The organism is Streptomyces sp. NPDC050548 (assembly GCF_044457385.1).
Taxonomy (GTDB): domain Bacteria; phylum Actinomycetota; class Actinomycetes; order Streptomycetales; family Streptomycetaceae; genus Streptomyces.
The window spans coordinates 1-6,759 of the sequence record NZ_JBITGV010000030.1; the positions used below are offsets into that span (position 1 = coordinate 1).

Sequence of the window (6,759 nt, forward strand, 5' to 3'; positions counted from 1 at the left end):
GCCTCCAACTGGACCTTCGACCCCGTCCGCAAGCAGTACTTCTGGCACCGCTTCTTCTCCCACCAACCGGACCTCAACTACGAGAACCCGGCCGTACAGGAAGAGATCCTGGCCGCCCTCCGCTTCTGGCTGGACCTCGGCATCGACGGCTTCCGGCTCGACGCCGTGCCCTATCTCTATGCGGCCGAAGGCACCAACTGCGAGAACCTGCCCGCCAGTCACGACTTCCTCAAGCGCGTCCGCCGCGAGATCGACGCGATGTATCCGGACACGGTGCTGCTGGCGGAGGCGAACCAGTGGCCCGAGGACGTCGTCGACTACTTCGGCGACTTCCAGAGCGGCGGCGACGAGTGCCACATGGCATTTCATTTCCCGGTGATGCCGAGGATCTTCATGGCGGTACGCCGGGAGTCCAGGTATCCCGTCTCGGAAATCCTCGCCAAGACCCCCGCGATTCCCTCCGGTTGTCAGTGGGGCATCTTCCTGCGCAACCACGACGAGCTGACCCTGGAAATGGTCACCGACGAGGAACGCGACTACATGTGGGCCGAGTACGCCAAGGACCCGCGGATGCGCGCCAACATCGGGATCCGCAGGCGCCTGGCGACTCTGCTGGACAACGACCGCAACCAGATCGAACTGTTCACCGCCCTGCTGCTCTCCCTCCCCGGCTCGCCGATCCTCTACTACGGCGACGAGATCGGCATGGGCGACAACATCTGGCTCGGCGACCGCGACGCCGTCCGCACCCCCATGCAGTGGACGCCCGACCGCAACGCGGGCTTCTCCTCCTGCGATCCGGGGCGCCTCTTCCTGCCGACGATCATGGACCCCGTCTACGGCTACCAGGTCACCAACGTCGAGGCGTCGATGTCGTCGCCCTCCTCGCTGCTGCACTGGACGCGCCGCATGATCGAGATCCGCAAGCAGAACCCGGCGTTCGGCCTCGGCTCCTACACGGAGCTCCAGTCGACGAACCCGGCGGTGATCGCGTTTCTGCGCGAGTACGAGGACGATCTCGTGCTCTGTGTGCACAACTTCTCGCGGTTCGCGCAGCCCACCATGCTGGATCTGCGGGAGTTCGACGGCCGGCATCCCGTGGAGCTGATCGGCGGGGTGCGTTTCCCGGCGATCGGTGAGCTGCCGTATCTGCTGACGCTCGCGGGGCACGGCTTCTACTGGTTCCGGCTCTCGCGAGCCGCTCCCCGCAACGGCCGACGACTTTGAGGATGTGCCCGCGAAAGGACGCGTCACCATGCCGAAGACCGCACCCCTCCGACCGAGCAGCCCTGGCGTCGACCGGCCTCCGGCCACGCTCACCGGGCTACTGCGCGAATGGCTGCCCGGGCAGCGCTGGTTCGCGGGCAAGGACCGGCCGGTGGCCGACCTCGACGTGCTGTCCACGACCGAGCTGTTCCCGGGCTGTCTCCATCTGCTGGTGCACGCGTCCCACACGGCGGTTCCCGCGCCGGGCGGCACTCCCCCGCCCGGCGACTGCTACCAACTCCTGCTCGGCGTAAGGGAACACGTCTCGCCGCGGCTCGCCCGGGCCTTCATCGGCCGGGTGCACGAAGGCCCGTTGGCCGGGCTCGCGGTGTACGACGCCCTCCAGGATCCGCGGGCGGCGGAACTGCTGCTGGAGCGGCTGCGGCACCCCGGTACGGCGGGTCCCCTGCGCTTCGAGGCGGATCCGTCGATGTCGGTGCCCGCCGGACTCGCGCCCCGGCTGCTGGACGCCGAGCAGTCCAACTCCTCGCTGGTGTACGGCGACCGCTTCATCCTGAAGGTGTTCCGGCGCATCCAGCCCGGTATCAACCCGGACCTGGAACTGCCGGGGGCGCTGGCGGCACAGGGCTGCACCCGGGTGCCCGCGCCCGTGGCGTGGTTCCGGACGGCGGAGCCGCGGGCCGCCACGCTCGGTGTGCTCCAGCCGTTCCTGCCGGACGCCTCCGACGGCTGGGCGCTGGCGCTGCGCGCACTTGCCGCCGGTGACGAATTCACCACCGAGGCACATGAGTTGGGGCAGGCCACGGCGGATGTCCATCTCGCACTGGCCGCGGCCTTTCCGTCCGGCACCGGTGGGGACAACGACCGTACGGCCGCCGCGATGACCGAGCGGCTGGAGGCCGCCGCGCACTCCGTGCCGGCCCTGCGGCCGTTCGTGCCGGGGCTGCGGACCGCGTTCGGCGCGTTGGTCGGCCGGGACGCCGGGCCGCCCGCCCAGCGCATCCACGGCGATCTGCATCTCGGGCAGGTGCTGCGGGCCGGCCGGGACTGGTTCGTCATCGACTTCGAGGGCGAGCCTTCCAAGCCGCTGGCCGAGCGGCGCAGCGCGCAGTCCCCGGTGCGGGACATCGCCGGGATGCTGCGTTCCTTCGACTACGCGGCCCGGCAGCGCCGTCCCTGGCGCCCCGAGTGGGCGCGCCGCTGTCGCGAGGCTTATTGTGCGGGCTACGCGGCCCGGGCCGGCTGGGACCCCCGCACCAAACACGCCCTGCTGCGCGCCTACGAGACGGATCGCGCGGTCTACGAAGTGCTGTACGAGGCCAGACACCGCCCGGACTGGCTTCCCGTACCCATGGCGGCGATCGAGCGACTCGCCGTCCGAGGAGGCTGAACTCCGTGGCCCTGCGCGACACTTCACCTCAAGAGACGGGCGGTCCGGCCACGCCCGGCGGCCCGACCGGGCCTGGCGCGCCGGAGACCGGCGAGCGTCCCGTAGCGGAACCTCCGGAGGCGGCCGGCTCACCCGCGGCCGCCGCCCCGGAGTCACCCGAACCGACCGCGCCCGCCTCGCCGGAGACCGACGCCCCGGCCGCACCCGCGGCGGCCTCGCCCACGACCGTTCCGGTTCACCCGGGCGCGGGGGGTCCCACGGCGTCTGCCCCGCTGGACCCGGCCGACCGCGAGCGCCTGCTCTCCGGCGCCCACCACGACCCGCACGCGCTCCTCGGCGCGCGTCCGGTTCCGGGTGGGATCGCCTTCCGGGCGCTACGGCCGTACGCCCGGGCCGTGAGTGTCGTGGTCGACGGCATGCGCAACGCGCTCGCCTCGGAAGGGGACGGTCTCTTCTCCGGCGTACTGCCGCTCGACGCGATCCCGGCGTACACGCTGCTGGTGTCGTACGCGGAGGGCGACGAGCACGAGGTGGACGATCCGTACCGCTTCCTGCCCGCGCTCGGCGATCTCGATCTGCATCTGATCCGGGAGGGGCGCCACGAGGAGTTGTGGAAGGCGCTCGGTGCGGAGCCTATGACGCATGAGGGAGTGACCGGCACCCGCTTCTCCGTGTGGGCGCCGAACGCCCAGGGGGTGCGTGTCGCCGGGGACTTCAGCTCCTGGGACGGCACGGCTTTCCCGATGCGGTCGCTCGGTTCGTCGGGTGTGTGGGAGCTGTTCCTGCCGGGGGTGGGCGAGGGCGCCCGGTACAAGTTTGAGATCACCTCGCGGCACGGCGACCGCTTCCTCAAGGCGGACCCGATGGCCCGTCGTACGGAGGTGCCGCCCGCCACGGCGTCCATCGTGACGGCCTCGTACCACGAGTGGGGCGACGCGGAGTGGCTCGCGCGCCGGACGGAGACTCCCGTCCACGAAGCACCGTTGTCCGTGTACGAGGTGCATCTCGCGTCCTGGCGGCCCGGCCTGACGTACCGTCAGCTCGCCGTCGAACTCCCCGCGTACGTCAAGGACCTGGGCTTCACCCACGTCGAGTTCATGCCGGTGACCGAGCATCCCTTCGGTGGCTCCTGGGGCTACCAGGTCACCGGCTTCTACGCCCCGACCGCCCGCCTCGGCACCCCCGACGACTTCAAGTTCCTGGTCGACGCCCTGCACCAGGCCGGTATCGGCGTGATCATGGACTGGGTGCCGGCGCACTTCCCCAAGGACGACTGGGCGTTGGCCCGGTTCGACGGGGAGCCGCTGTACGAGCCCGGGGACGCGCGGCGGGCCGAGCATCCGGACTGGGGGACGTACGAGTTCGACCTCGGGCGGACCGAGGTGCGCAACTTCCTTGTGGCGAACGCCGTTTACTGGTGCCAGGAGTTCCACATCGACGGCCTGCGCGTGGACGCGGTCGCCTCGATGCTCTATCTCGACTACTCGCGCGACTCGGGCCAGTGGACCCCGAACGTCCATGGCGGGCGCGACGACCTGGACGCGGTCGCCTTCCTCCAGGAGATGAACGCGACCGTGTACCGGCGGGTGCCGGGTGTCGTGACGATCGCCGAGGAGTCCACCGCCTGGGACGGCGTCACCCGGCCCACCGACACCGGCGGCCTCGGCTTCGGGCTGAAGTGGAACATGGGCTGGATGCACGACTCGCTCGGCTATATGGCGCACGAGCCGGTCCACCGCAAGTTCCATCACCACGAGATGACCTTCTCGATGGTCTACGCGTACAGCGAGAACTACGTCCTGCCCATCTCGCACGACGAAGTCGTCCACGGGAAGCGGTCGTTGGTGTCCAAGATGCCCGGCGACTGGTGGCAGCAGCGCGCCGACCACCGGGCGTATCTGGGGTTCATGTGGGCCCACCCCGGCAAGCAACTCCTCTTCATGGGCCAGGAGTTCGCCCAGGGCGCCGAGTGGTCCGAAGCCCACGGCCCCGACTGGTGGCTCCTCGACCCGGCCTACGACGCGGCGCCCGACCACCGGGGTGTCCAGAACCTCGTCCGCGACCTGAACACCGTCTACCGCCGCACTCCGGCCCTCTGGCAGCTGGACACCCGACCCTCCGGTTTCCGCTGGGTGTTGGGCGACGCGGCCGAGGACAACGTCTTCGCGTTCCTGAGATTCGACGCCGAGGGCGCGCCGCTTCTCGCTGTCAGCAACTTCTCCCCCGTCGTACGCCACGACTACCGGCTGGGCGTCCCGGACGACATCCCGGCCTGGCGCGAGACGCTCAACACCGACTCCGCCGCCTATGGCGGCAGCGATGTCACCAACCCCGATCCGGTCAAACCGGAGGTCGGCCATATCCGGCTCACCCTCCCGCCCCTGGCGACGGTGTGGCTGACACCGGGGTGACATGCTGCTCCCATGCCGACGCCGATACATCCTGACATCACCCAAATAGCAGGCCTGCACCTGGAGTTGCGGGACGTCACGCAGGAAGTGCGGGACGCCGGGCGGGTGTTGGCTGAGGTGTCGTTCGAGGTCGGGGCCGGACAGCTCACGGTGATCGCGGGCAGCAGCGGGGCGGGCAAGACGGTGCTGCTGGGGACCCTCGCGGGACTCCAGAGCCCGACCACGGGGGCCGTACTGCACGACGGTGCCCAACCGGGGCCGCCCGGGCCGGAGTTCGGGTATGTGCCGCAGGAGGACGTGATCCACCGTGAGCTGCCGTTGCGGCGCACGCTGGAGTACGCGGGGCGATTGCGGATGCCGGGCGAGGCGGTCCCGGCGCGGGTGACGGAGGTGCTCGACGCACTCGGGCTGTCCGAGCGTGCCGATACGCCGGTGCGGGCGTTGAGCGGCGGGGAGCGCAAACGGGCCAGTATCGCGGCCGAGTTGCTGACCCGGCCGCGCGTCCTCTTCCTCGACGAGCCCACCTCCGGGCTCGATCCGGTCACCGGGGCAGCCCTGTTGGCCACCCTGCGCAGCCTGGCCGAGACCGGCACCACCGTCGTGCTCACCACCCACGTCCTCGCCGATCTGCCGCGCTGCGACCAGGTCGTGTTCCTGTCGCCGGGCGGTGCGGTCGCGTTCGTGGGACCGCCGGACGCGCTGCTCGGAGCGTTCGGCGCGGAGACGGCGGAGGACGTGTACGCGGCCGTCGCGGAAGGGAAGCGCGCCGAACGGGCGGCCCCGGCAGCGCTTCCCGACCGCCGACCGGCGCCCGCCACGCACCGTCCGCCGCGCGTCGGCGCCGTACGCCAATGGGCGCTGCTGACCCGACGTACGACGGCTCTGTTGGTGCACAACCGGCTGTCGGTCGCCGTGTTCGTGGGGTCGCCGGTGATGATCGTGGCGATGTTCGCGGTGTTGTTCCGGGCGGGTGCCTTCGATCCGGCGGCGCCCGATCCCGGGTCCACGGCGATGATCATGTTCTGGATCGCATTCGGGGCGTTCTTCTTCGGGCTGACGTACGGACTGCTGCAGATCTGCCCGGAGTTGGCCGTGCTGCGCCGCGAGTGGCTGGCCGGGGTGCGGATCGGACCGTACGTGGCCTCGAAGTTGACCACCGTGCTGCCTGTACTGGCCGCGGCGGACGCCCTGTTGCTGGCGGTGCTGCGCGCGCTGGACCGGCTGCCGGCGGCGGGCTGGGACACGTACGGCTCGCTGTTCCTGACCAGTGTGCTGGCCTCGGCCGCCGCGCTGGCCCTCGGGCTGCTCACCTCGGCCGCGGTCACGGAACCGGCCCAGGCGACCCTGATGCTGCCGCTGCTCTGCTTCCCCCAAGTCCTGTTCTCTGGCGCCTTCGTGCCGGTGCCCCGGATGGCATCGGTCGGCCAGGGGATCAGCTGGGCGATGACCAACCGCTGGGCGTTCGAGGCACTGGGCGGTGCCATCGACCTCAACGGCCTGTGGCGCGACGGCGGTTCACCGGCGGGGCCGCCACTGCTGCGCTCGTACGGCGACTCGTTCGCGCATCCGGCCGGACGCGGCTGGCTGATCCTGGCGGGGTTCGCGGTGCTGTTCCTGGCTGCGACCTGGGCGGTGCTGGTGCGCAGGTGCCGTCAAGGGGTGCCGGCAGCCCGCGCCGGACGGTGAGCTGATCCGGCACTCAACCGCCCTGCCGGCTCAACCGCCCTGCCG

At 70.8% G+C, this 6,759-nt stretch carries 4 protein-coding genes; all 4 read left to right on the forward strand.

Annotated elements, in window-relative coordinates; translation table 11 throughout:
• Positions 1-1,227, forward strand: a 1,227-nt coding sequence (gene treS, locus ACIBJH_RS45870; RefSeq protein WP_399122969.1) for a maltose alpha-D-glucosyltransferase, incomplete at its 5' end; no start/stop codon positions are given.
• A 28-nt stretch (positions 1,228-1,255) separates the two neighbouring features.
• Positions 1,256-2,617, forward strand: a complete 1,362-nt coding sequence (locus ACIBJH_RS45875; RefSeq protein ID WP_399122970.1) for a maltokinase — start codon at positions 1,256-1,258, stop codon at positions 2,615-2,617.
• A gap of 272 nt (positions 2,618-2,889) precedes the next feature.
• Positions 2,890-5,028 carry a 1,4-alpha-glucan branching enzyme gene (glgB, locus tag ACIBJH_RS45880; protein WP_399123042.1) on the forward strand — a complete coding sequence of 713 codons (2,139 nt, stop codon included), beginning with the start codon at positions 2,890-2,892 and terminating at the stop codon, positions 5,026-5,028.
• 12 nt (positions 5,029-5,040) lie between these two features.
• A complete protein-coding gene (locus ACIBJH_RS45885) occupies positions 5,041-6,714 on the forward strand; it encodes an ATP-binding cassette domain-containing protein (RefSeq protein ID WP_399122971.1) in 1,674 nt (557 codons plus the stop codon).
• The last annotated feature ends 45 nt before the right edge of the window (positions 6,715-6,759 follow it).

What these genes read in the sequence shown, in the direction of transcription:
- ACIBJH_RS45875 (WP_399122970.1), top strand. Translation starts at nt 1,256, where the DNA reads ATGCCGAAGACCGCACCCCTCCGACCGAGCAGCCCTGGCGTCGACCGG.
- ACIBJH_RS45885 (WP_399122971.1), top strand. Translation starts at nt 5,041, where the DNA reads ATGCCGACGCCGATACATCCTGACATCACCCAAATAGCAGGCCTGCAC.